The following is a 20,005-nucleotide window of genomic DNA, read 5'->3' as shown; positions in this document are numbered from 1 at the left end:
GCGCTGACGAGGTCTGCGCCGCATCTGTCGCTATTCACTGCAGACCTGGATCAGGTCAATGCCGGCTGGACCGCGATAGCGCATCGTCGCCGGGTCGAACTGCAGCTGGATCTTCCCGGTACGGATGGTGCCATTCTGCCCAGTCGGGCAGTCCCGTGTCGCGTCCAGTGCTGGCCAGGCAGCATGCGGCGCGACAGGGGCCGTCAATGTCGTGAACCTGCCCTCCAACAGACGGATATACGTTCCATCCGCACACTGGGCAAGGATAAGTCTATCGGTGACATCGACATCGCCGTAGCTGCTGCCGAAGTAGGTGAGGATCGCGTCCTCGCGCCCGTCGTTGTTGAGATCGGGCGTGTCGTTCAAGAAGGTCTTTCCCTGCTGACCGCTGTATGGGCAGTCCTCGTCATTCCCCGGTGGACATGCACTGACGCGCTTCCCCTCCACCGGTACCAGTTCGATCCTGTCATCGATGGCGCTTGCACACGCGCGTTGCAGCGAGCCGGACGGCGGAGTGCGCGCGATGGCGACGTCCGCGGCAGCGGAGAGCGCCAGCAGCAGGAGAGCCTGATGCAGGCGCTGGCATCGTGACGACGTCACGGTGAACTTCCGCGCTTGATCGCCTCCCACACCTTGTCTATGTGGGCGCGCAGTACGGGCGCAGCCGAAGCCAGCGCAGGATCGTCCTGCCGGTCGCCGCCGAAGGGTTCATCGCCTTCCACCTCCACCAGCGATTCACCACGTACTTCGTAATACTGCTCGCCCTGGCGAAGGCCAATGCGCAGCTGCTGCGGATCGACGCCGCCACCGCAGAAGCTGTGGCTGGCCAGTGTCAACTCGGCGCGGCCATCCTTGTCCAGGTCCGTTGCAGTCACCTGGTCCAGGAAGTAGCCGGCCTCCAGATCCAGACCTTCGCATTGAACCGGATCTTCCACGCTCCACCGCGAGGCCCAAGGAGCCGCTTGTCCGGCGCGCCGGAACAGCTCCGCACGCAACGTGATCTGATCCATCGCCTCTTCATCGCCCTGCGCCGGCACTGTCTGCTCGCTGCGCGAAAGAAGCAGCAGGCCCGGCCCGTCGATGTCATTGAACACCACTTGCTTCAGCAGCGTGCCCGAGTAGAGGTCTTTCAGTTCCGCATCTGCCAGGGCGGGCAACAGCTCCAGTCGACCAGCGGGCACGGCCTCAACCTGCCCGGGAAGTGCGTGTGCATTCGTTGCGGCATCGTCTGCTGCATCTGCAACCGGTGAGGACGGCGCACCGCAGCCGACTGCACCGAGTGCAAGCACGGCCAGCACGGCAAGTCGCAGCTGATCAGCGCGTATTGTCGCCAGCCTTTTTGGCCACGACAATGCCGAGCGCCGCGTTGAGGTCCGTGGCTGCCAGTTCATCGAGTTTGGTTTCCTTGAGTTCCTTCTGCGCGAATGGCAGATAGCTTTTCGGCACGTAGTAACGCAGCGTTGCAGGGTTGAAGCGGACAAAATTGATCTGGTCGCTCTGGTTGCCACCCAGCAGCACAGGTCGACCGCGGTCCATGGCGTAGACGAACCCTACGTGCGACGTACCGACCAGGGCTACCGCGCCGAACACCGGTTCGTCGATCTGGCTGAAGCGCGTGGTGTCGGCGGCGAACGAACGCGCACGGTACGGGTGTGGAGATGATATGGCGTATCCGGCCGTGCGAAGGCACCAGTTCACGAACGATGCGCACCAAGCGTTGGAGCTTCCGGCCAGCGTAGTGAACTGCTTCCCGTAGCCGAGTTCGGAATGGAAGTTGATGGTGCGGCTGATCTCAGCCTCTTTCTTGCCCGCCCATTTGCGCGCCTGTGCATAGGCGTGCTCCATCCAAGGTGCGCGCTTCTGCGAAAACGGAATGATTGCGATTGGGTGGCCTTCGCCCTCGCGACTTCGGGTATCCCGTGCCTGTACTGACGCCGGCGGCCGCACAGCAGCAGGTGTTTCCGGCGGAGGCTTCACCAGCGAGGGCCGATCAGACGTTTGCGGATTCCCGCTGTTGCCCGCTCGCCCGGAAGACCCGGCCGCTGACGGGGGCACGGCTTCGACCCCAACAGGCAGCGTGATTTTCTGGCCAGGGTTGATTCGATTGGCATTGCTGATCGACGGATTGGCGGCCATCAGCGCATCGACGCTGGTGTGATGGCGGTCTGCAATTCGGCTCAGCGTGTCGCCGGAGCGAACGCTGTAGCTGGCTTGACGTGACCTTGTTGGAGTCGCCGGGGCGCCGTCGTTGGCTGCGTCAGCCGGCGCCTTTCCGTAGATCCAAACCACATGACCGGGATAGATGCGGTTGCGGTTGCGGATATGGTTGTTGCTCACCAGATCGTCAACTGAGGTCTTGAACCTGCTGGCGATCGAGGCGAGAGTGTCGCCTGGCTGCACCACGTAGCGCAGCGGTGTGCGCTTCTCCTTGCTGGGCTGCGTTGGAGTGTGTGGTTGCGAATTCCCGCCGACCGTCATCATGTTGCGCGCAAATACCAGGGACGCTGAGGCCTGCTGAAGCGCAAACTGGCCGATTCGGCTTCCAATCTTGCCTGATTCCTCAAGGAAGAGCTCTATCACTTCTCCTGGCTGGCGGGTGATGAATGTCGGCAGCGCCCCGTGCTCATTGGTGGTGACCTTCTTCTCGCCCGTATTGCTGCTACGCACGATCACGGGCGTTGCCGGCATCGGTCGGGCGCCGTCAGACAAGGTGACCTGCGTGGCGTGCACGATCCGTTCCTTGCGTGTCTCAGGCTTTGCATTGAAGCCCTCATATTGCTCCATCGCAGCGATCATGCCGTTGAACTGCTCATCGGTCATGTCCTTGATGACCGTCTGGTCGGTGGCACCAGATCGCTTGCGCACGTATGCCAGATAGGCCGCTGTGTCGTTTTCCGATTCCGGCGCATAGGTATGCATGGCGTTGTACAACGTCATGTCGTTGTACTTGCGGCGCAGCAGTGCGCGCTTCTCGGCGCGGCCATCCTCGGCCGTAGGAAAAATGGCGAACTTGCCGCTCTTCGTATCGGCCTGGCCGATCATCTTGGCGTACTTTCCGCCTGGACGCAGGTTGCCGGGGTTGTTGAGCAGCCAAGCCAGCGAGCCGCCACTGCGGATGAGCTTGTCACCGTTGTCGGCGGTGAACTCCACAGTGCGCGTATCCTTGTTGAAAACCGCGCTGATGTAGGTAGGCATTCCGTGTCGTCCTATCGGGGCGTCAGCGTGCTCAGGGCCTGTGCGACATCAACGCCCTGGGGCAGACGGCGGGTGGAATCGAGCACCAGTACCCAGCGCTCCTCGTCGGGCTGCTGCTTGAGAAGGTAGCGTTTCAGCTCGACGGCAGCGTCGTCGTCGTATGGCGTGTCCTTGAAGGCCAACTCAGCGATGTAGAGGACCACCTTGCCCGCCTCGACCCGCACACGCGCATCGCGGAGCGGGAAGTCAGCCGTGGCCGTCGCCTTTACGAGGAAATCCACCGGCGGCGCATCGTTGCGTGGGAGCAGCGGAAGCTGGTTCCACACGGCTTCGTTGGCAATCGGACGGTACTGGAAGCTGTAAACATGGAAACTGTGGGCATTGGAATGACTGACATACCCGGAATTCACGCGCAACGTACCTTGAGCGGTCTTGATGTCAGTGCTGCCGGTCGAATACTGCTGCGCATTGGCGGAGGGGCCCATGCACAATGCGAGCAGCAGCAGGAAGTGTCGGATGATCATGTTGATGACGGGGGTTCGTTGAGCAGTTCCAGGATCTGTTCGGACGTCAGGGCGCCGGTCGCATCGGCCGCGTCCAGGTTCCCGAGGAAGGGGTCGCTGCCGTCGCTGTCGGGTGTGTCGCCGTCATTCTCGGGTGGGCGGCCCGGCGCCGACACCAACATTTCCCAGGTGTCATCGCCAACCTCCAAGGTCAGCGGCCGACCCAGGCCATCGGCCATCACGCGGGGCAACCGACCGTCCTCACCGATGGTTCCGCTGGCGACCTGTTCGCCTTCGTTGTTGAAGATGCGGTAGGCCTTGTCCTTCCACCCCATTTCCGTGGCCAGTACATCGGCGCCTTCCAGCGCGAAGCGCAGGCTTTCCTTGAACGAGTACAGCCCACTGGGAAGTACCGGCATGGACGGCGCATCACTTCCCCCCCCCATGAACGGATGCTCGCCCGCCTTCACCTTGAACTCGCCCGGGCAGCTGAACGTGATGTTGCCGCCTTCCAGGGTGATCGCGCTGCTGCCGGCCTGCAGCACCACTTTGCTCTGCGCCAGCACATCGATGCGGTCATCGGTGGCGGTGATGGTCAGTGCCTGGTCGCTCAGCAGCTCCAGTTCGCCATCGTTGGCCTGCAGGCTGACCGGGCCCTGGGCGGCGATCACCCGCAGCGGGCCGCTCTGCGCGAACAGTGAGACGTGCTCGCCGGACACCGTGGCGATGGTCTCGCCTGCGCTGATGTGCAGATCCTGCTGCACCGTCATCTGCAGGTTCTGCCCGGCGTAGGCCACCGCGCTGGCTGGCGTGGTCCAGGCAATGTGGTGCGGTGCTTCGGCCAGCAGCAGCGGCTTGGCCAGACGCTCCACCGGCTGGTCGCCCGGGCTGCGGCCATCGCCGCCCGGCTTCATCGCGCTTTGTCCGTTGACCTCGCCTTCGTAGCGTCCCTGTGCCTGCGGATCGATCTGCTCGCGCAGCTGCTTCGTGCGCTCGAACTCGGTCAATCCGGGCACCTGCTGCTGGGCCAGGGTCTGCTGCATCTGCTCCAAGCTGCGCTCGGCGCCCTTGAGCTGCGCCACTACGCTGGCGTTGTCCATGACCGTTGAGGCAGCCCGCTCCTGCGCGCTGGCGGACAGCAGCAGGCCTTCAGCGGCATGCACATTGCCCCAGCCCTGCGTGGCCAGCTCGAAGCCCTCGCCGCGCAGGGCGCCACGGGCGGTGTTCTGGTGCGCGATCAGGTAGCCCAGCTCCAGCCGGCTGTCGGCCAGCGAGCTGTGCAGGCGCGTACGCAGCTGGCCCGGCGTGTCATCGATCACCCATTGCTGGGTGCCGCTGCCGTCATGGGCCTGGGTGTGCAGGCCGCTGAGTACGCCGGGATGGCACGCGTTCTCATCGATGCCGCCGCCGAAGGGTGGGGCGACCTCACCGTTGTAGAGCTGGCCGGTGACGCGCGGCTGGTCGATGTCACCGTGCAGGAATTCCACCAGCACTTCGCTGCCGATGCGCGGCAGGAAGGCCGTGCCCCAGTTCGGGCCGGCCACCCATTCGGCCACCGACACCCAGCTGCCGCTGGTGTGGTCGCCGGGCGCATGGCCGGTCTGGGCGCTGCCGGTGTCGGTCAGACCGCCCGGATTGGGCTGGCTGCCGCGCTGCCAGCCGAACTGGATGCGCACCTGGTGTTCGCGGTTCGGGCTGACGGCCGCATTGGCCACACCCACCACGCGTGCGGTCTGCGGGCCATGCAGGGTGGGGCGGTCCTGCGGCAGGGCGCGCAGCGGCACTCCGGCGCCGGTGGCGAGGAAGGCGTTGCGGTAGGCGCCGCGCTCCAGATCGGTACTGCCGAGCAGCTCGGCGATGCCCTGGTCCAGATTGTTGACGGCGACATGCTGCACGGCCAGCAGCTGGAAGCACTGGCCCTCATGCTGCGGATGCTGGGCCAGGCTGAAGGTGCTGCCTGCGGCCAGCTGGCGCTCGCTGCCGCTGCCGCTGTACAGCACCTGGCCAACGCGCAGTGCGTCCAGCCGCGCCTGCGCTTCGGCGTCGGCCCAGGCGGGCTGGGCGAAGCGACCAGCACGCGGCTGCACATAGACCTCCAGCGCGGGCAGGGTGCCGGCATCGGCACTGGACTGCGCCGCCACGGCGTTGACCTGTTCGCTGTGCCAGCTGGCGACGGTACTGGCGTTGGGCACCAGCTGCTGGCGTTCGGCGAAGGCAGTGATGCCATCGCTGCTCTCGGCCATGTCGGCGCGATGGAAACGCACGCGGCCCACATCGGGCAGTTCGGCGCCGGGCTCGAACACCACCAGGGTGTGGGCGGCGTCGCCGTCCTGCACCTGCTCGATGCGCCAGGCCAGGCCGGCCTCGGACAGCAGGCGGGTGACGAAGGCCCAGTCGGTCTCGCGGTACTGGGTGGTGATCGCGCGCGCCGGCAACTGGGCCTGAACGTCGAAGCGGAAGGCGGCCTGCGGGTAGTCGGCGAAGATCTGCTCGCAGATCGCGCGGGTGTCCTGGTCCTGGAAAATCACTGCGTTGCGGCGAAGGCGCAGCAGGGCGGTCCAGGGTTCGAGGGTGAGCCGGTAGCGGGCCAGCCCGCCGTCGCTTCCCAGCTGCGCCGCCTCGGTGCACAGCCCGTGCCACTGCCGCAGCGCGCCATCGGCCTGGCGCAGCTGCAGGGTCAGCGGCTGCTCCAGCCACGGTTCCAGTTCCAGGAACGCATCGGTGGCCAGGCAGTCGATCTGCAGGCGGTTGTCACCGCACACCGATTCGGTGCCTTCAAACCGCTCGACCACAAGGCCCTCGTCGGGGCCCTTGAGCTGGATCAGGCGATCCCGATGCGACAGCGAGGCGAGGGAAGCAAGCAGCGTGGAGCGCGAGATGTCCATATCGTCAGGCTCATGGGAGGGTGATCGTAATGTGGGCGGTGCGCTCAGGCATCTGCACCACGTCGTTGTAGGCGGCCAGCTGCTGACGGGTTTCGTGTCCCAGGTAGGCGCGCATGCCGAAGAACGCGACGATGCCGAAGCAGCCGACAACCACGGCCGGCAGCCACAGCGGCACGACCCGGCGCAGGCCATGGCGCACGTTGTCGGGCGGCAGCGCGTGCGGGGCGAAGCCGTGGCGCTTGCCCTTCAGGTAGACGATCTCGTCACCCAGGCGCGCGGTCAGATAGCCCAGCTTCTCGGTGCCTTCGATACGGTACTTGCCCTCGAAGCCCATCAGAAGGCAGTAGTGATAGACCTCCAGCGACGGCAGGCGCGCCGCGCCCTGGCGGCGCAGTTCTTCCAGCCGGTCGAAGAAGTGCTCGCCGGCGAGGTGCTCGCCGAACAGGCGCAACTGCAGCGGATTGCGTTCCCAGGTTTCGTGCAGCGGCGACGGCTGCGACAGGATCGCCTCATCCACCGCGGCGCAGAACGCGTACTTGGCGGCGTAGACATCTTCGGACGCCACGCCAAGCCGCATCGCGTTGCGTTCGACGCCATCGAGGAACTTCTGCACCGTCTGCACGAAGCCCTCTGCGTCGTGCGGCAACTGGCCACGCTTGAGCAGAAGCAGCAGGTAGAAGCCGTCGGACATCAGATCCTGCAGGCTCTGCGGATTGGCCGCCTGCGGCGTCGGATTGACCATCGCGCCATTGGCGGTCAGCGACGGCATCGGGCCCGGGGTCGGGGGCAGGGGGGAATTCATCATGAGGTCACCGCCACAAGTTCCATCTTCAGCTCGGCAATGCCGGCCGGCACATAGATCATCACCGACTGCGCCTTGAGCATGCGCTCATACAGCGCACCGCGCGAATCAAATTCGAAGTAATGGCTGCCCGGGCGCACCGGGATCGCTGCCGGCACCTGCGCGGCGTGGGTAAGCTTCACGCCTGGCAGTGCGGACAGCACGCACTTCTCGACGTCGTCCGGCGCGCCGACCTTGAAGCGCACCGGGACGCTCTGGATCAGCTCCTGCGCCGGCAGCGAGGCGGAGACGGACAGGTAGAACGAGGCGTTCCCGTCGATCCGCTGCGAGTCCAGCCGACCGAGGTGGTAGGACGGCTTGACCTCGTTCAGCGCGATCTTGAAGTAGCGCGTGGAGATCACCGTATCCAGCAGTGCCCGCACGATCTCCAGCAGCTTGCGGAACGAAGCTTCCGGCTGGTCGTGGCGGTACACCGGCAGGTCGCCCAGCTGGTAGGCGTTGGAGAAGGTCAGCAGTGCGCCCGCCATGCGCAGCAGTTCCTGGTGCAGGCGCTCGGGATGCAGCTGCGGATGATGCAGCAGATGGGCCAGCGCGCTGAAGGAACTGTTGATCGTATGCAGCAGCCAGAACGACGCGATGTCGCCCGAGCGGAATTCGATGATGTTCTGCGACGTCTGCCGATGCAGCCCGTACAGCGCATCGACCTTGGCCTGCAGCGCATCGAGCACCGCACGCAGTTCACGATGCAGGAACGGCGAGGCCTGCAGCTGCGCGCAGGGCGGGATGAACTCATCGTCCAGCTCGAAGCCGCCGCTGGAGGTGCGGCGCACACGCGCCACCGGCACGGTGGCATAGGCATCACGGGGCTGGTCGTCGGTAAGCAGCTTCACTGCCTTGCTCAGGTAGGCCAGTTCGGCCTCCACCGCATCGGTGAACAGGTCCTGCGTATCGCGGTTGGCCTGCCGATAGCGCGCAAGCACCGTGCCTTCCGCATCGGTGCAGTTGGCGCCGTCATCGCGCAGCAGCGGAAGTGCCAGGTAGATCACCGTGGACTGCACGCCAGGCGGCAGATCCTGCAGCGACACCGCGTCCGGCAGGCTGTCGTGGGCGGGGGCATCGTAGGTTTCGCCATCGGGGAACACCGCCGACAGATCGAGCGGCCTCAACGTGCCGCCGGACAACGCATGGGGGTCGAAACGCACGCGGCGCGCGCCCCACGCGTACGGGTGCAGCGTCTGCGAAAGATCCTGCAGCCGTGCCTCGTGATATGCGTCCTGGCGCTGGAAATGCTGGGGCCGCAGGAACAGGCCTTCACCCCAGAGAACCTTCGACATCCTGCTTACATAAGCCACATTCAATCCTTGGAAATACCTTGAAAGGTTGCCCCTTGGGGGCCGGTTCCGCCGTCCTCGCGTTCCGCTGCGGCGAAGGCCCTGCCTTTGCAATGTGAAAATGTGAATCACATCGCACATTGATTGCGGCGGGGCAAACGTTGCGCGGAAGATACTATCGCATCGCGGCAATTTGAGTGCCAGAATTCCGACGCGGTCCTATTTCGCGCCTGCACAGCGGATCGAGGCAAGACTGCCCGGATCGCCGGAAAGTCGTGTGAGCAGGGCCTTGCTGTCGCTGGTCAGGGCACAGGCGTGGACACCGATGGTCACACCGTCCTGCGGCAGGGTCTTGCCCTTGGTGTCGAACGCGAGCCGCCAGCGGTTCTCGGCGGGGGCGCGGAACAGGGCGACCACGCCCAGCACTGCACTTCCTTCACTCAGCTGCTCGGACAATTCCTGCCGGGCCCCGGGGGTCAGCACCACCTCATTGACCGACAGCAGGTCGGCACCGAGGGCGGCCTGCTCTCCGGCCTGGTCCAGGAATGCGTTGAAGGGCGCCTGTTCGAACCGTTGCAGGCTGCGCAGGTGGTAGACCTTGACCACCGCCGCGCTCGCCCGCTTGTCGTTGCCGGCATTGAGGTTGGTGCCGGCATACAGGCGCAATGGGACGGTCGGTGGCGCTTTCGGCTTTTCCTCGCGGATGCCGACGGCCTGCAGCGTCTTGTCCATCGCTTTCCCGAGCTTGCTGTCGCTGGCGCAACCGGCAAGGGAACCCGAAACAATGAAGGAGAAAATCGTGACGGATATCACGCGGCGAAATGAGGAGAGTTGCGCATTCATCTGGAGTCGGCGGGCTCGAAGGGCGGGGTGAAAGTCACGTATGCAACGGATTTCGCTCGCGGATATCACATTGGAATGTGAAGAATGTGTCTATCAAAACCGCCACATTCTTGACGAAATTCACTATACCGATGCGTATTCGCGAATGTACACTGCCGCCGACAGGGGCAGGAATCCCGTGCGGTGTATCGGCGGCGATTCGGCTTCCTTTAGGAACTAATTTCGACGAGGGATCACTATGGAAGTGAAGGCAATGGGGAAGGCTGTCTACCGGCCGATGTTCGCGCTGATGTTGCTGTCGGGCCTGGCGGCCTGCTCATCGGCACCGAAGAAGGCCGAGGTCGTGCCGTTCGAAACGACGCTGAGCAATGCCGAAGCACAGGTCACCACCGGTGGCGCGGATGCCGCCATCAGCGCATTCGAGGAAGCGGCGAAGGCCGATCCGACGCGCAAGGAGCCGTGGGTGCGCATCGCTCAGCTGCAGTTCGACCAGGGCCAGTATGCCCGCGCCATTGTGGCTGCCGAGGAAGTGCTGCAGCGCGATCCCAGCGATCTGGTCGCCGATGGCGTGATCACGGTGGCCGGTTTCCGCATTGCCAACCAGTCGCTGACCCGCCTGCAGGGGCGCGGCGCGCTGGCTTCCGATACTGCCCGCAAGGAAGCGCAGACCCTGGCTACCACCCTGCGCAACACCATGGGTGATGCCATTCTCGATCCGGCGCCCAAGCCGAAGCCGCGCAGCCGCGCCCGTGCCGGCCGTGCCGCCGCGCCCGCCGCTGCCGCACAGCCCGCTGCACAGCCGGCCAAGCCTGCTGCCCGCTCGAACAACTCCGATCCGTTCCAGAACATCGGCAACTGATCCGGACCCGGCCCCAGTCAGGAGACACACATGGCCAAGAAGGAAAGCATCCAGAAGCGGCTGCAGAAGATCCGCCCGCCGCGCGTCCAGCTCACCTACGATGTCGAGAAGGGTGACGCGATCGAGCAGAAGGAACTGCCGTTCGTGGTCGGCGTGATGGGCGATTTCAGCGGCAACCCGGAGCAGCCGCTGCCCAAGGTCAAGGATCGCAAGTTCGTCAGCGTCGACATGGACAACTTCGACGAAGTGATGGAAGGCATCGCCCCGCGTGCGGTCTATCGCGTGCCGAACAAGATCAGCGACGAAGGCGGCGAATTCGGCGTCGAGCTGAAGTTCAACTCCATCGATGACTTCCGTCCCGAGGCGGTGGTCCAGCAGATCGAGCCCTTGCGGCGCCTGCTCGAGTCGCGCACCAAGCTCGCCGACCTGCGAAACAAGCTGGCCGGCAACGAGAAGCTGGAAGACCTGCTGACCGATGTGCTCAACAATACCGAGCAGCTGAAGAAGCTCGGCGTGACCAAGGAGGACTGACCGATGTCAGCCGAAGCCAGCCCGTTGGCCACGCAGGCCGCCGTTGCCGAAGACGTCGGCCTGCTCGACCAGATCGTCGAGAAGAGCAAGGTCGCCAAGTCGAAGACCGAGCATGACCGCGCCAAGGACATCATCGCCGCGCTGGCGAAGGAAGTCCTGGACGGCACCGTGGTCGTCTCCGACAACCTCAACCTCACCCTCGATGCGCGCATCGCCGAGATCGACCGGATCATCTCCGAGCAGCTCAGCGCCGTCATGCATGCCGAACCGTTCCAGAAGCTGGAAGGCAGCTGGCGAGGCCTGCATTACCTGTGCCAGCAGACCTCCACCGGCCCGAACATGAAGATCAAGGTCTTCAATTCGCCGCAGAAGGATCTGGTCAAGGATTTCAAGTCGGCCATCGACTTCGACCAGAGCGCGCTGTTCAAGAAGGTCTACGAAGAAGAGTTCGGCACCTTCGGTGGCGCGCCGTTCGGCGCACTGATCGGCGACTACTTCCTCGGCCGCCAGCCGGAGGACATGTACTTCATCGAGCAGATGTCGCACGTGGCTGCCGCCGCGCACGCGCCGTTCATTTCGGCAGCGAGTGAAGGCATGTTCGGCCTGGAAACCTTCACCGATCTGGGCAAGCCGCGCGACCTGGCCAAGGTGTTCGACACGGTCGAGTACGCGAAGTGGAAGTCGTTCCGCGAGAGTGAGGACAGCCGCTATGTCGGTCTGACCATGCCGCGCTTCCTCGGCCGTCTGCCGTACAACCCGAAGGATGGCACCACCGTCGAAGGCTTCAACTTCGTCGAGGAGATCGAAGCGGCCGACCACAGCAAGTTCCTGTGGTGCAACACCGCCTATGCGATGGGTGCGCGCCTGACCCAGGCCTTCGAGAACTTCGGCTGGTGCGCGGCAATCCGTGGCGTGGAAGGTGGCGGCCTGGTCGAGGACCTGCCGACCCATACCTTCCGCACCGATGATGGCGAAGTCGCGCTGAAGTGCCCGACGGAAGTGGCCATCACCGACCGTCGTGAAAAGGAACTCAGTGACCTCGGCTTCATGCCGCTGGTGCACTGCAAGAACACCGACTACGCCGCGTTCTTCGGCGCACAGTCGGCACAGAAGCCGAAGAAGTACAACACCGATTCGGCCAACGCCAACGCGATCCTGTCTGCCCAGCTGCAGTACATTTTCGCGGTGTCGCGCATCGCCCATTACCTCAAGGCGATGATGCGCGAGAAGATCGGCAGCTTCGCATCGGCGGGCAACGTCGAGGAATTCCTGAACCGATGGATCGCCCAGTACGTGCTGCTGGACGACAACGCATCGCAGGAAGCCAAGGCCCAGTTCCCGTTGCGCGAGGCATCTGTGCAGGTTTCGGAGGTGCCGGGCAAGCCTGGTGTCTACCGCGCGGTGGCCTTCATCAGGCCGCATTTCCAGCTCGATGAGCTGTCTGTTTCGTTGCGTCTGGTCGCCGAACTGCCGGCGTCCGCGAAAAAGTCGTAACGGTTTGCTGTAACTGAAGCGTCCAGGGGAGTCCGCTCCCCGGATTGCAGTGACGCTTATTTCAAGAGGGCGCAGCCCCCCTTAACCGCCAGGCCCCCGCCTGGCACATCAAATCTCACGGAAGAACGGAATTTAGGAGACCAGATATGCAGCACGCTTTCCTCTCGATTGACACCATCAAGGGCGAGTCGCACGACGACAAGCACAAGGACTGGATTGAAATCCAGTCGTTCTCGCAGGACCTGTTGCAGCCGCGTTCGGCCACCGCGTCGACCTCCGGCGGCACCACCGCTGCCCGCGTGAACCTGTCCCCGATCGAAATCACCAAGTCGATCGACCTCGCCTCCACGGCCCTGAACCAGGCCGCCTCCAACGGCACCACCTTCCCGAAGGCGCAGATCCAGTTCATGCGCGCCGACAAGGACGGCAACGCGATCAATTACTACACGGTCGAGCTGCTGAACGTGCTGGTCCACCGCGTCACCACGACGGTGGACAAGGAAGGCATGCCGCAGGAAGTTGTTCAGCTGAGCTTCGGCGCCATCAAGTGGACTTACCAGCAGCAGAAGCCGGAAGGCGGCGTTGGTGGCAAGACCGTGGCGCAGTGGAGCGCAACCAAGAACATCCCGAACTACACCGTGTGATGTTGTGTCACTGCGATGGCGCCTCGTGCGCCATCGCAGTCTGATCGTCGGGCAGGGCCAGGAACGGCCCTGTCTCTGCCGCACCGCTGCCGCCCGCACGGATGCCGAACCTGAGTGGATCGACCAATGAAGGGACTCGAACCCAGCCTGCTGGAAAAACTGTTCGACGACGCCCCCAAGCAGCCGGGCGCCGGGCCGGTATTCAAGTCCGTCTCGCTGGAGCAGTACAAGGAATCCATTGCCCGTGACCTGGAAGGGCTGCTGAATTCGCGCGCCGCGTTCCAGGAAGGCGACATGAAGGAGTTCCCCAACTGCCGGCAGTCGCTGCTGACCTACGGGCTGGCCGATTTCTCCGCGATGAGCCTGGCCAACGCCTATGATCGCGCCGCCATCTGCCGCTCCCTGGAGCAGGCCGTGGCGCGACACGAGCGCCGGCTCCGCAACGTCAACGTGCACCTGGACGCCGGCAATCAGTTTGCCGGCGGCCTGCACTTCACCATCCATGCGCTGCTGGATCTGGAACCGGCGCGCGAGCCGGTCAGCTTCGACGCGATGCTGCAGCCCTCGACCCTGCAGTACCAGGTCACCCGCGCACGTCGCACGCAGGCCGGCTGATGCAGGACCTGCTTCCTTATTACGAACGCGAACTGGCCTATCTCCGTCGTTACGGACGCGAGTTCGCCGAGCGTTACCCGAAGATTGCCGGCCGCCTGCAACTGTCCGCGGAGGGCAGCCAGGACCCGCATGTCGAGCGGCTGATCGAAGCGTTCGCGCTGCTCAGTGCCCGCGTTTCCAAGCGCATCGAGGACGACTATCCCGAGTTCACCGACGCGCTGCTGGATGTGCTCTATCCACATTACCTGCGCCCGTTCCCGTCGTGCTCGATCGCCCACTTCGACATGGAAGGGGTAGCCTCCAAACTGAGCGCGCCGGTGCGCGTACCCCGCGGTACCGCCCTGCAGAGCCGCCCCGTGCGTGGCGTTCCGTGTGATTTCCGCACCGCCTACGACGTGGTCCTGGCACCGATCGGGGTACAGCAGGTGGTCTACCGCAGTGTCGCCGATGCACCGATGGCCACGACGCTGCCGGCGGGCACCGGCGGCCAGATCTCGCTGGGCTTCCAGTTGCTGTCCGATCAGCTCGGCTTCGGCCAGCTGGGCACCGATCAGCTTCGCCTGTTCCTGGATGGCGAGCCGTCGGTGCGGGCCGCTCTGCGCGATGCGCTGATGCTCGGGGTAAAGGCGGCCTATGTCGAATCCGATGGCGATGGCCGCTGGCGACGCCTGGAAAAGGTCCCGCTGAGCCCGGTGGGCTTTGCCGAGGATGAGGCGCTGATCGACTTCCCGGCGCGCTCGCATCCGGCGTACCGGCTGCTGACCGAGCTGTTCGCCTATCCGGAGAAGTTCGGATTCGTCGATCTGCACCTGCCCACAGTGACCGCCGGCGCCAGTCGTCGTTTCACGCTTCACCTGGTGCTGCATGCGCAGGGCCAGGACCGGGGCAACACGATGGTGCTGGAGGAGCTGGGAACGCACAACGTGCGCCTGGGCTGCACCCCCATCGTCAACCTGTTCAGGACCAGTGGCGAGCCGATCCGCGTCACCCATCGCACGGTCAACTATCCGGTGCTGGCCGACGCGCGTCGCGCCTTCGCCTACGAGGTGCACTCGATCGACTCGGTGCACCGCATCCGGCAGACACCGCAGGGCGAACTGATCCAGGCCTTCCGTCCGTTCTACTCGCTGCATCACGGTGAAGATCCGGAGCGGACCGGTCAGTACTGGGTGGCACGTCGTGATGAGGATGTCGCACGGCAGAGTCCCGGATTCGAGACGGAGATCAGCTTCGTCGACCTGTCATTCAATCCGGTACTTCCGCAGACCGACACGGTCAGCCTGGAGCTGACCTGCAGCAACCGCGATCTGCCCAACCAGCTCGCGTTCGGTGTGGCCGGTGGTGACCTGAACATCGAGGGCGGCAGCCCGGCCAGGGCGATCAGCCTGCTGCGCAAGCCGACCAAACCGCTGCGTTTCCGCCATGGCCGCAATGCGCAGTGGCGCCTGATCTCGCACCTGTCGTTGAACCAGCTGTCACTGACCGCCAGCGGCCTGCCAGCACTGAAGGAGATGCTGCGCCTGTACGACCTGTCCGGCAGCAATGTTTCCGCTCGCCAGATCGACGGCATCCTCGAGCTGCAGCAGACCCCGACCACCACCTGGATGCACGGTCGCCAGTTCGCTTCGGTGGTGCGTGGCCTGGAGATCCGCCTGACGATCAATGAAGCCCACTTCGTGGGTACCGGTGTGGCCGCCTTTGCCCAGGTGATGGACCACTTCTTCGCACTTTACGTGCATGCCAACAGCTTTACCCGTCTGGTGCTGGTTTCCGGCGACAGCGGGGAGGAGATCGTCCGATGCCCAGCGCGCAGCGGCGAATCGATCCTGGCGTAGCCCAGCAGCTGCTCACCGAGCCCCACCGCTTCCAGTTCTTCCAGGCGGTGCGGTTGCTTGAGCAGGTGTTCCAGCGGCAAGGCGTCAAGCCCGGCCAGGCCGTGCCGATGCGCGTGCGCTTCCGCAACTCGCTGTCGCTGGGCTTCCCGGCCACCGAGCTGTCCGCGGAGGGTGAGGTCTACTCGCTGAAGGGCGAGCGGCTGGAGGGGCGCGAGGCCATCGAGCAGGCGCTGCACGGCGAGGAACTGGCCGAGGTCCACCTGACCCCGCAGTTCATGGGCCTGCTGGGCACCGCTGGCGCATTGCCGCTGCATTACACCGAGACCCTGCAGCTGCGCGAGTTGTACCAGCGCGACCGCACCGCGCGCGCGTTCCTGGACATCTTCTCCACACGCGCCGTATCGCTGCATTACGCGGCGTGGAAGAAGCATCGGCTGGCGCTGCAGTACGAACTGGATCGCCGCGAGCGCTTCCTGCCGCTGGTGCTCTCGCTGCTCGGCATGGGCATGAGCGAGCTGCGCGATCGCCTGCACGAGGGCGAGGGCGAGATCTTCGATCAGGCCGTTGCCTATTACGCCGGTGCCGTGCGCCAGCGCCCCGTATCGGCCGTGCTGATGCAGCGCATCCTGTCGGACTATTTCCAGGTGCCGTTGCACCTGGAGCAGTTTGTCGGCGCGTGGTACCGGGTGCCCGCCGGTCAGGCAACGCGGCTGGGCCAGGCCAATGCGGTGCTGGGGGCGAGTGCCCTGGCTGGCGATCGCGTCTGGCAGCGAGACCTGCGCATGCGACTGCGCATCGGGCCGCTGCGGCGCGATCAGTTCGACGCCTTCCTGCCGGGTGGCAGTGCGGCCGAAGCCCTGTCCAAGTGGTTGTCGTTGTTGACCGGCGGCGTTCTCGAGTACGAAGTGCGGCTGGTGCTGCGCGCCGAGGATGTGCAGGGCAGCGCCCTCGGCAGCGGCGGCGGCGCTCGGCTGGGCTGGGACAGCTACATGTGCACCCAGGCGCAGACCACATCGCGTGAGGACACCACCTATGGCATCCACACGCTGCAATGACAACCCGCCGCAGGCGTCCGTGCCTGCGGTCCTCGAACGGTTCCAGCAAGGAGTGCGTGTTTCCGCATGAGCATCAACCTCAAGACCCTGATCAGCAAGCTGGACGACACCTGCCGCCAGGCGGCCGAGCGGGCCGCGAACCTGTGCATGGCGCGCGGCAACTATGAGGTGGACCTGGAGCACCTGTTCCTGGCCCTGCTCGAGCAGCCGAAGAGCGATTTCGTGTTGATCGCCCGTCGCAGCGGCATCCTGCCGGAATCGCTGGAGCGTGATCTCAACGATGAGATCAGTCAGTTCAAGACCGGCAACGGCCGCACGCCGGTGTTCTCCCAGCACATTCCCAAGCTGTTCGAGCACGCCTGGCTGATCGCCTCGCTGGACTCGGAAACCACCCGCATTCGTAGCGGCCATCTGCTGCTGGCGCTGCTGACCGAGCCGGACCTGGCGCAGTTGGCCTACCGTGGCTCGAAGCTGTTCGTGCGTTTCAAGCGCGAAGAGCTCAAGCACGACTTCGCCAAGCTCACCGAGGGCTCGCAGGAGGCGGTGCAGACCGTCCGCTTCGCCGATGCCTCGGCGAAGGACGAGGGCGGTGAGGGCGAGGAAGCCGTATCCGGCGAGGCCAAGGGTGGGTTGTCCAAGACGCCGGCGCTGGACCAGTTCACCACCAACCTGACCCAGCGCGCCCGCGAGGGCAAGATCGATCCGGTGATCGGCCGTGATGGCGAGATCCGCCAGGTGATCGACATCCTGATGCGTCGCCGCCAGAACAACCCGATCCTCACCGGCGAAGCCGGCGTGGGCAAGACCGCCGTGGTCGAAGGGCTCGCCCGGCGCATTGCCGACAAGGATGTGCCGGAGGTGCTGCAGGGTGTCGAGCTGCACACGCTGGACATGGGGCTGCTGCAGGCCGGCGCCAGCGTCAAGGGCGAGTTCGAGAACCGCCTGAAGAACGTGATCGACGAGGTCAAGAAGAGCCCGCATCCGATCATCCTGTTCATCGATGAAGCGCATACGATGATCGGCGCCGGTGGAACCGCCGGCCAGAACGATGCGGCGAACCTGCTCAAGCCGGCGCTGGCCCGCGGTGAGCTGCGCACGATCGCGGCGACCACCTGGAGCGAGTACAAGAAGTACTTCGAGAAGGACGCGGCGCTGGCCCGCCGCTTCCAGGTGGTCAAGGTTGAAGAGCCCAGTGAAGTGCTGGCCGCAGCGATGCTGCGCGGCATGGTCGGGTTGATGGAGTCGCACTTCAACATCCGCGTTCTGGACGAAGCGGTGACCGAAGCCGTGCGTCTGTCGCACCGTTACATCAGTGGCCGCCAGCTGCCGGACAAGGCTGTCAGCGTGCTCGATACCGCCTGCGCGAAGGTCGCACTTGGACAGAGCGCCACGCCTGCGATCATCGAAGACACCCGCAAGCACCTGGATCGCCTGCAGGCGGAAATCAGCGCGCTGCAGCGCGAAACCGCAGGCGGCAGCGCACAGCACAGCGAGCGCCTGGACGAGCTGCATGCCCAGCAGGCGGAGGCGCAGGCGGTGCTGGCCAGCAATGAAGAGCGCCTCACCCGCGAGCGCGAACTGGCAAACCGCATTGCCGCGCTGCGCCAGCAGATGGAGCAGGGCCAGGCCCAGGCGGCCGATGGCGAAGCGCCCAGCGATGACGGTGAGGGCGACGTCGCCGTGGCCAAGCCAGCCGCCAAGCGCGGCAAGGCCAAGCCGGAACTGTCGCCGCAGCATGCTGAACTGGCGCGACTGCAGGCCGAGCTGCGCGAGCTGCAGGGCGAGACGCCGATGGTCCCGCTGCAGGTTGACGGAACCGTGGTCGCGGAGATCGTGTCGGCATGGACCGGTGTGCCGCTGGGCCGCATGGTCAAGGACGAGATCCGTACCGTGCGCACGCTCGGAAACCTGCTGGTCGAGCGCGTGATCGGACAGGACCACGCGCTGGATGCGATCGCCCAGCGCGTGCGCACCGCCACGGCCAAACTGGAAGACCCGAACAAGCCACGCGGTGTCTTCATGTTCGTCGGCCCCTCCGGTGTCGGCAAAACCGAGACCGCGCTGGCGTTGGCTGACATCCTCTATGGTGGTGAGCGCAAGCTGATCACCATCAACATGAGCGAATACCAGGAAGCGCACAGCGTGTCCGGGCTGAAAGGCTCGCCGCCGGGCTACGTCGGTTACGGCGAAGGCGGCGTGCTGACCGAAGCCGTGCGCCGCAACCCGTACAGCGTGGTGCTGCTTGACGAGGTGGAGAAAGCCCATCCCGACGTGCTGGAGATGTTCTTCCAGGTGTTCGACAAGGGCGTGATGGATGATGCGGAAGGCCGCGAAATCGACTTCCGCAATACCCTCATCATCCTGACCTCCAACATCGGCTCCTCGCAGATCATGCAGGCCTGCCTGAACAAGCCGGCCGAGGAGATTCCGGCGGCCGACGCGCTCGCCGACGCGCTGCGCCCGGTGCTGATGCGCAGCTTCAAGCCGGCCTTCCTCGGCCGCCTCAAGGTCGTACCGTACTACCCGATCAACGATGACGTGCTTGCGCGGATCATCACGCTCAAGCTCGGTCGCATCCGCGACCGCGTCATTGCCAACCACAAGGCCACCTTCAGCTGGGACGACAGTCTGGTGGAGGCCGTGCTTGCGCGTTGCACCGAAGTGGACTCAGGTGCCCGCAACGTTGACCACATCCTCAATGGAACCTTGCTGCCGGAAATCGCCGAGAGCGTGCTGGCGGCGATGGCCGAGGGGAACCGGATCAACGCCATCAAGGTCACCGCCGGCAAGAAGGGTGACTTCAAATACAAAGTGTCTTGATACTGAGCAAATGGAGAAGGCAATGGAATTCTATGGATTCGACCGCGAAGCGGCTCTCAACCACTGTGACAGCCTGGAACTCGGCCTTGGCCGTGAGCTGGACCGTGTGCGTGCCTGGAACCGGCTTCGCCCCGAACATGTGATCGAGTTGCTGGAGACCGCGGTGCCCGCTGCCCGCCAGGATGCCCGCAACGTGGCCGCGCAGATCAGCCGCGGTTCCTGGCGCATCCACATGGATGCCCCGGTCGTGGGCAAGCCGCAGCTGGTGAGCAACGTGCGCGAACTGCAGATCACGGCCGGTGGACGCGATTACCGCCTGAAGATCAGCGAAGGCGTCCGCCTGCAGCTGGAAGAAATCGTCCAGGCCGCCTGATGATCGTGTGAGCCTGTCGCCCCGCAGAGGGGCGCAGGCCACGCGGAAGCGGGAACCGGAGGAAGCCGATGCGCATGCCGCATGCAGACCACCTTGAAGCACGGGAAGTCGGGGAATCACCATGGACCTGGTAAACAACCTGCGGGCAGCGCTGGCCGGCCCATCGCATGCACAGCGCTTCCTGCGGCTGCACACCTCGCTGGGGAGCGACGTGCTGGTG

17 protein-coding genes are annotated in these 20,005 nt (G+C 64.8%); 9 read left to right on the top strand and 8 right to left on the bottom strand.

What is annotated here, in order from left to right:
• Positions 1–30 precede the first annotated feature (30 nt).
• From N7367_RS15510 to tssJ, 8 genes are all read right to left on the bottom strand, one after another.
• A complete protein-coding gene (locus N7367_RS15510; RefSeq protein ID WP_279942727.1) occupies positions 31–600 on the bottom strand; it encodes a hypothetical protein in 570 nt (189 codons plus the stop codon).
• Positions 597–1,391 (bottom strand): hypothetical protein, encoded by a 795-nt coding sequence (locus tag N7367_RS15505; protein ID WP_279942726.1) that lies wholly within the window; start codon positions 1,389–1,391, stop codon positions 597–599. The genes N7367_RS15510 and N7367_RS15505 overlap by 4 nt, the downstream gene beginning before the upstream one ends.
• Complete coding sequence (locus N7367_RS15500) at positions 1,315–3,195, bottom strand: TIGR02594 family protein (protein WP_279942725.1); 1,881 nt, start codon at positions 3,193–3,195, stop codon at positions 1,315–1,317. The genes N7367_RS15505 and N7367_RS15500 overlap by 77 nt, the downstream gene beginning before the upstream one ends.
• 11 nt (positions 3,196–3,206) lie before the next feature.
• Entirely contained in the window at positions 3,207–3,719 is a 513-nt protein-coding gene (locus tag N7367_RS15495) for a hypothetical protein (RefSeq protein ID WP_197601147.1), read from the bottom strand.
• On the bottom strand, positions 3,716–6,583 hold the full coding sequence (locus N7367_RS15490) for a type VI secretion system Vgr family protein (RefSeq protein ID WP_279942724.1): 2,868 nt from the start codon (positions 6,581–6,583) through the stop codon (positions 3,716–3,718). The genes N7367_RS15495 and N7367_RS15490 overlap by 4 nt, the downstream gene beginning before the upstream one ends.
• A 10-nt stretch (positions 6,584–6,593) precedes the next feature.
• Positions 6,594–7,388 carry a type IVB secretion system protein IcmH/DotU gene (icmH, locus tag N7367_RS15485; RefSeq protein WP_181452092.1) on the bottom strand — a complete coding sequence of 265 codons (795 nt, stop codon included), beginning with the start codon at positions 7,386–7,388 and terminating at the stop codon, positions 6,594–6,596.
• A complete protein-coding gene (gene tssK, locus N7367_RS15480; protein ID WP_053517623.1) occupies positions 7,385–8,719 on the bottom strand; it encodes a type VI secretion system baseplate subunit TssK in 1,335 nt (444 codons plus the stop codon). Before tssK ends, icmH begins: the two co-directional genes overlap by 4 nt.
• Before the next feature lie 216 nt (positions 8,720–8,935).
• Positions 8,936–9,559 carry a type VI secretion system lipoprotein TssJ gene (tssJ, locus tag N7367_RS15475; RefSeq protein WP_053517622.1) on the bottom strand — a complete coding sequence of 208 codons (624 nt, stop codon included), beginning with the start codon at positions 9,557–9,559 and terminating at the stop codon, positions 8,936–8,938.
• Positions 9,560–9,812: 253 nt separating this feature from the next.
• Here tssJ and N7367_RS15470 point away from each other — a divergent pair, with 253 nt between their 5' ends.
• The 9 genes from N7367_RS15470 to N7367_RS15430 all read left to right on the top strand — a co-directional run bounded on the left by N7367_RS15470 (position 9,813) and on the right by N7367_RS15430 (position 19,785).
• A complete protein-coding gene (locus N7367_RS15470) occupies positions 9,813–10,418 on the top strand; it encodes a tetratricopeptide repeat protein (RefSeq protein WP_227255495.1) in 606 nt (201 codons plus the stop codon).
• Positions 10,419–10,448: 30 nt separating this feature from the next.
• Positions 10,449–10,949 carry a type VI secretion system contractile sheath small subunit gene (tssB, locus tag N7367_RS15465; protein WP_053517620.1) on the top strand — a complete coding sequence of 167 codons (501 nt, stop codon included), beginning with the start codon at positions 10,449–10,451 and terminating at the stop codon, positions 10,947–10,949.
• Between the two features lie 3 nt (positions 10,950–10,952).
• Positions 10,953–12,443: a type VI secretion system contractile sheath large subunit gene (tssC, locus tag N7367_RS15460; protein WP_053517619.1), complete on the top strand. Its 1,491-nt coding sequence runs from the start codon at positions 10,953–10,955 to the stop codon at positions 12,441–12,443.
• A 146-nt stretch (positions 12,444–12,589) separates the two neighbouring features.
• A complete protein-coding gene (locus tag N7367_RS15455) occupies positions 12,590–13,087 on the top strand; it encodes a type VI secretion system tube protein Hcp (protein WP_006465355.1) in 498 nt (165 codons plus the stop codon).
• A 126-nt stretch (positions 13,088–13,213) separates the two neighbouring features.
• Complete coding sequence (gene tssE / locus N7367_RS15450; protein WP_180877011.1) at positions 13,214–13,702, top strand: type VI secretion system baseplate subunit TssE; 489 nt, start codon at positions 13,214–13,216, stop codon at positions 13,700–13,702.
• Positions 13,702–15,537, top strand: coding sequence for a type VI secretion system baseplate subunit TssF (gene tssF / locus N7367_RS15445; protein ID WP_111185959.1), 1,836 nt, complete (start codon positions 13,702–13,704; stop codon positions 15,535–15,537). Before tssE ends, tssF begins: the two co-directional genes overlap by 1 nt.
• Positions 15,501–16,592: a type VI secretion system baseplate subunit TssG gene (tssG, locus tag N7367_RS15440; RefSeq protein ID WP_053520394.1), complete on the top strand. Its 1,092-nt coding sequence runs from the start codon at positions 15,501–15,503 to the stop codon at positions 16,590–16,592. Before tssF ends, tssG begins: the two co-directional genes overlap by 37 nt.
• 66 nt (positions 16,593–16,658) lie before the next feature.
• Positions 16,659–19,412 carry a type VI secretion system ATPase TssH gene (gene tssH / locus N7367_RS15435; RefSeq protein WP_279942723.1) on the top strand — a complete coding sequence of 918 codons (2,754 nt, stop codon included), beginning with the start codon at positions 16,659–16,661 and terminating at the stop codon, positions 19,410–19,412.
• 22 nt (positions 19,413–19,434) lie between these two features.
• Positions 19,435–19,785 (top strand): hypothetical protein, encoded by a 351-nt coding sequence (locus tag N7367_RS15430; protein ID WP_053520392.1) that lies wholly within the window; start codon positions 19,435–19,437, stop codon positions 19,783–19,785.
• Positions 19,786–20,005: the final 220 nt, after the last annotated feature.

Origin of the sequence: Stenotrophomonas sp. GD04145 (assembly GCF_029835135.1) — a bacterium.
GTDB lineage: Bacteria > Pseudomonadota > Gammaproteobacteria > Xanthomonadales > Xanthomonadaceae > Stenotrophomonas > Stenotrophomonas maltophilia_P.
Note: the sequence above shows the minus strand (reverse complement) of the source record. Positions and strands in the feature narration are given on the sequence as shown.

What these genes read in the sequence shown, in the direction of transcription:
- N7367_RS15505 (WP_279942726.1), bottom strand. Translation starts at nt 1,391, where the DNA reads ATGAACTGGCAGCCACGGACCTCAACGCGGCGCTCGGCATTGTCGTGG.
- N7367_RS15500 (WP_279942725.1), bottom strand. Translation starts at nt 3,195, where the DNA reads ATGCCTACCTACATCAGCGCGGTTTTCAACAAGGATACGCGCACTGTG.
- N7367_RS15495 (WP_197601147.1), bottom strand. Translation starts at nt 3,719, where the DNA reads ATGATCATCCGACACTTCCTGCTGCTGCTCGCATTGTGCATGGGCCCC.
- N7367_RS15490 (WP_279942724.1), bottom strand. Translation starts at nt 6,583, where the DNA reads ATGGACATCTCGCGCTCCACGCTGCTTGCTTCCCTCGCCTCGCTGTCG.
- icmH (WP_181452092.1), bottom strand. Translation starts at nt 7,388, where the DNA reads ATGATGAATTCCCCCCTGCCCCCGACCCCGGGCCCGATGCCGTCGCTG.
- tssK (WP_053517623.1), bottom strand. Translation starts at nt 8,719, where the DNA reads ATGTCGAAGGTTCTCTGGGGTGAAGGCCTGTTCCTGCGGCCCCAGCAT.
- tssJ (WP_053517622.1), bottom strand. Translation starts at nt 9,559, where the DNA reads ATGAATGCGCAACTCTCCTCATTTCGCCGCGTGATATCCGTCACGATT.
- N7367_RS15470 (WP_227255495.1), top strand. Translation starts at nt 9,813, where the DNA reads ATGGGGAAGGCTGTCTACCGGCCGATGTTCGCGCTGATGTTGCTGTCG.
- tssB (WP_053517620.1), top strand. Translation starts at nt 10,449, where the DNA reads ATGGCCAAGAAGGAAAGCATCCAGAAGCGGCTGCAGAAGATCCGCCCG.
- tssC (WP_053517619.1), top strand. Translation starts at nt 10,953, where the DNA reads ATGTCAGCCGAAGCCAGCCCGTTGGCCACGCAGGCCGCCGTTGCCGAA.
- N7367_RS15455 (WP_006465355.1), top strand. Translation starts at nt 12,590, where the DNA reads ATGCAGCACGCTTTCCTCTCGATTGACACCATCAAGGGCGAGTCGCAC.
- tssE (WP_180877011.1), top strand. Translation starts at nt 13,214, where the DNA reads ATGAAGGGACTCGAACCCAGCCTGCTGGAAAAACTGTTCGACGACGCC.
- tssF (WP_111185959.1), top strand. Translation starts at nt 13,702, where the DNA reads ATGCAGGACCTGCTTCCTTATTACGAACGCGAACTGGCCTATCTCCGT.
- tssG (WP_053520394.1), top strand. Translation starts at nt 15,501, where the DNA reads ATGCCCAGCGCGCAGCGGCGAATCGATCCTGGCGTAGCCCAGCAGCTG.
- tssH (WP_279942723.1), top strand. Translation starts at nt 16,659, where the DNA reads ATGAGCATCAACCTCAAGACCCTGATCAGCAAGCTGGACGACACCTGC.
- N7367_RS15430 (WP_053520392.1), top strand. Translation starts at nt 19,435, where the DNA reads ATGGAATTCTATGGATTCGACCGCGAAGCGGCTCTCAACCACTGTGAC.